Source organism: Shimia sp. (genome assembly GCF_041624275.1).
GTDB lineage: Bacteria > Pseudomonadota > Alphaproteobacteria > Rhodobacterales > Rhodobacteraceae > Shimia.
This window is the reverse complement of sequence record NZ_JBFJVE010000266.1, coordinates 1-3,038: the sequence shown is the minus strand read 5'-3', so window position 1 is coordinate 3,038 and position 3,038 is coordinate 1. Positions and strand designations below refer to the sequence as shown.

Here is a 3,038-nt window from a genome sequence, read left to right as displayed (position 1 = left end):
GACGGCGGTTTCGAGTGGGAATACCAGTTGAGCAATGGCCGCTGGGTCAAGTCCTACAACCAGAACACGCGCGAAGGCGGCCGTGTCGGCATTCGCTTCGACGTCACCACGCTCAAGGATCAGCAGGCCGAGCTTGAAGCTTCGAACGCGGAAATGAAGAAGGCGATCGAGATGCGCGACGCGACCGAACGGCGCTTTGCCGATATCGCCAATATCAGCAAGGACTGGTTCTGGGAACAGGATTCGGACAGCCGCTTTACCTATCTTTCCGAAGGATTCGAACGCGTCACCGGAATCCCGGCCAAGGAACTGATCGGCAAGACCCGTGCGGAGTTCTTCCACAATGACGAGGTGGCCAAGGCAAGCGGCGACTGGGAGTGGCTGGCTGATCGCATGGCGGCCCGGAAGCCTTTCGAGGAATTCATCTACTCCCTGTCCACGCGCATTCACGACAAATCCACGCTGCGCCTCAGCGGCATGCCCTACCACGATTCCAAGGGCGTTTTCGCGGGCTATCGCGGGGTCGGCTCGGATGTGACCGTTCTGGCTGACGCGCTGGAAAAGGCCGAGGCGTCGGACCGCGCCAAGAGCGAATTCCTCAGCGTCATGACCCACGAGCTGCGCACCCCGCTGACCGTGATCCTTGGGTTCAACGCCCTTCTTGCCCGGCCGGATATTCTGCGCCCCGTTTCGGCCCTGCGCGACTATCTGGAAAACCAGACCAAGGACCCGGAAACGGCGCTGTCCCTGTACGACAAGGTGGCCAGGGAAATCGCCAGCTATTCGCAGCGAATCGACAGTTCAGGCCAGCATCTGCTGACGATCATCAACGATATTCTCGACCTCTCGGCCATCGAGACCGGCGACCTCAAGATCTCGCCCGAGGAGGTCGAGGTCGGCATGGCGGTGGAGACCGTGATCGAGGAGCTCGGGGTTCTGGCGCAAGACAAGGGTATCGAGCTGCTGCACGAGACCCATTCCGAAAAGGTGCTGGTCGACGGGGTGCGGTTCAAGCAGATCCTGATCAACCTGGTGGGCAACGCGCTGAAATTCACCAAGGAAGGCCATATTCGCGTCACCAGCCAAGAGGTCGACGGGGAGGTCGTGATTTCGGTCGAGGATACCGGCTGCGGTATTCCCGAAGAGCTGCATGAAACCGTCTTTGACCGCTTCAAGCAGGTCGGTTCCGCCGACACGCGGTCGCAGGGTGGCGTCGGTCTGGGGCTGGCAATCGTCAAGAAGCTGGTCGAGATCCACGGCGGTACGGTAGGTGTCAGCAGCACGCTGGGGCAGGGCGCGACCTTTACCGTCAGACTGCCAGCGGCAGAGGTCGAAGGTGCCCGGCAGATCACCGCCGCCTGAAAAGCGGGCCGGCGTGCCGCCGATGGGACGGGTTTCGTGAAACTCAGCCCGGCCAGATCCGGGAAAACACCAGCTGCCCCGCGAGAAATCGCGGGGCAGCTGGCGTTTCTCCCCCCGGACGGGATCGGCAGGTTCTGCCCGAAAAACCCCGTGCGTTGCGTTTTTCGAAACGGCCCCGTGTGAAAACGGCAATATTCAGCAACGACAATTGGCGATAATCCATACACGACCGTATTCGCGCGGGCGATTGCCTGCGCATACCAGACCTCAGGCCTGCCGCCGGATCCGGCAGCGCCCAACCAGGAGAGAGACGCATGAGCCTGCACCCGTCAGTTCGAACGAACCGGCGCCGATTGGCTGCCATTGTCTGCGTCCTTGCCGCGAACCATGATTGGACCCGTTGATGCACAGCGCCGAAACCTCTTCCCGCACCGACCAGTACCGCGCCCTCGGGCTCAGCACCTTCGCCTTCACGGTCTGCTTTGCCGTGTGGACGATCTTCTCGATCATCGGCATCCGCATCAAACAGGAACTGGGCCTTTCGGATACCCAGTTCGGCCTTCTGGTGGCGACGCCGGTGCTGACCGGCGCCATCAGCCGCATGTTCCTTGGCATCTGGACCGAACAGTTCGGTGGCCGGGTGGTGTTTCCGCTGCAGATGCTGGTCACGGCGGCGGCGGTCTGGATGATGACGACCGTCGACACCTATGAGCTGTTCCTGCTGGTGGCTCTGGGGCTCGGGCTTGCCGGCGGGTCGTTCATCATCGGTGTCGCCTATGTCTCGCGCTGGTTCGAAAGCCGCCACCAGGGCACCGCGCTCGGCGTGTTCGGGGTCGGCAATGTCGGCGCCGCGGTGACCAATTTCGCCGCGCCCTTCCTGGTCGTGGCGCTGGGCTGGGAGGCCACGGCGCAGGTCTATGCGGTGGTGCTGGCGATCACCGGCGTCCTGTTCTACGTGCTGGCCAAACCCGACCCGGTGCACCAGCGCCGCCTTGCCACGGCGCAGGAAAAGGTCTCGTTCGCCGAACAGCTGGCACCGCTGAAGAACGCCCAGGTCTGGCGCTTTGCGATCTATTATTTCTTCGTTTTCGGGGCCTTCGTGGCGCTGGCATCGTTCCTGCCGCGCTACTATGTCGGCGCCTATGGGCTTGAACTGACCACCGCCGGGGTTCTGGCCGGGCTCTACACCTTCCCCGGCTCGGTGTTCCGCGCGCTTGGCGGCTGGATGTCGGACAAATGGGGTGCGCGGGCGGTGATGAATGCCACCTTCGGCGTCTCGCTTCTGGCGCTGTTCTTCATGTCCTATCCCGGCGGGCACTACGTGATGCAGGGCATCTCGGGCAGTTTCGAGTTCGACCTGCAGGTGTCCCTGACCATGTTCGTGGTGCTGAGCGTGATCCTCGGCTTCGTAATGAGCCTTGGCAAGGCGGCGGTTTACAAGCACATTCCGCATTACTACCCGGACCATGTCGGCTCGGTCGGCGGGCTGGTCGGCATGATCGGCGGCCTCGGCGGCTTTGTTCTGCCGATCGCCTTCGGGGTCCTGCTGGACCTCACCGGGATCTGGACCGCGCCCTTCATGCTGCTCTTTGTCATGGTGGCCCTGTCGACGCTGTGGATGCAGGCCGCCGTGCGCAAGCTTGACCGTCAAAGCGCGCTCGAGCTGGCCGCCGAAG

General features: G+C 62.8%; 2 protein-coding genes. Both read left to right on the top strand.

Features of this window, described 5'->3' with window-relative positions; genetic code table 11:
- The coding region (locus ABZD10_RS14795) for an ATP-binding protein (protein ID WP_372887673.1) at positions 1 to 1,362 on the top strand (1,362 nt) is incomplete at its 5' end.
- A 403-nt stretch (positions 1,363 to 1,765) separates the two neighbouring features.
- The coding region (locus ABZD10_RS14790) for a nitrate/nitrite transporter (RefSeq protein ID WP_372887671.1) at positions 1,766 to 3,038 on the top strand (1,273 nt) is incomplete at its 3' end.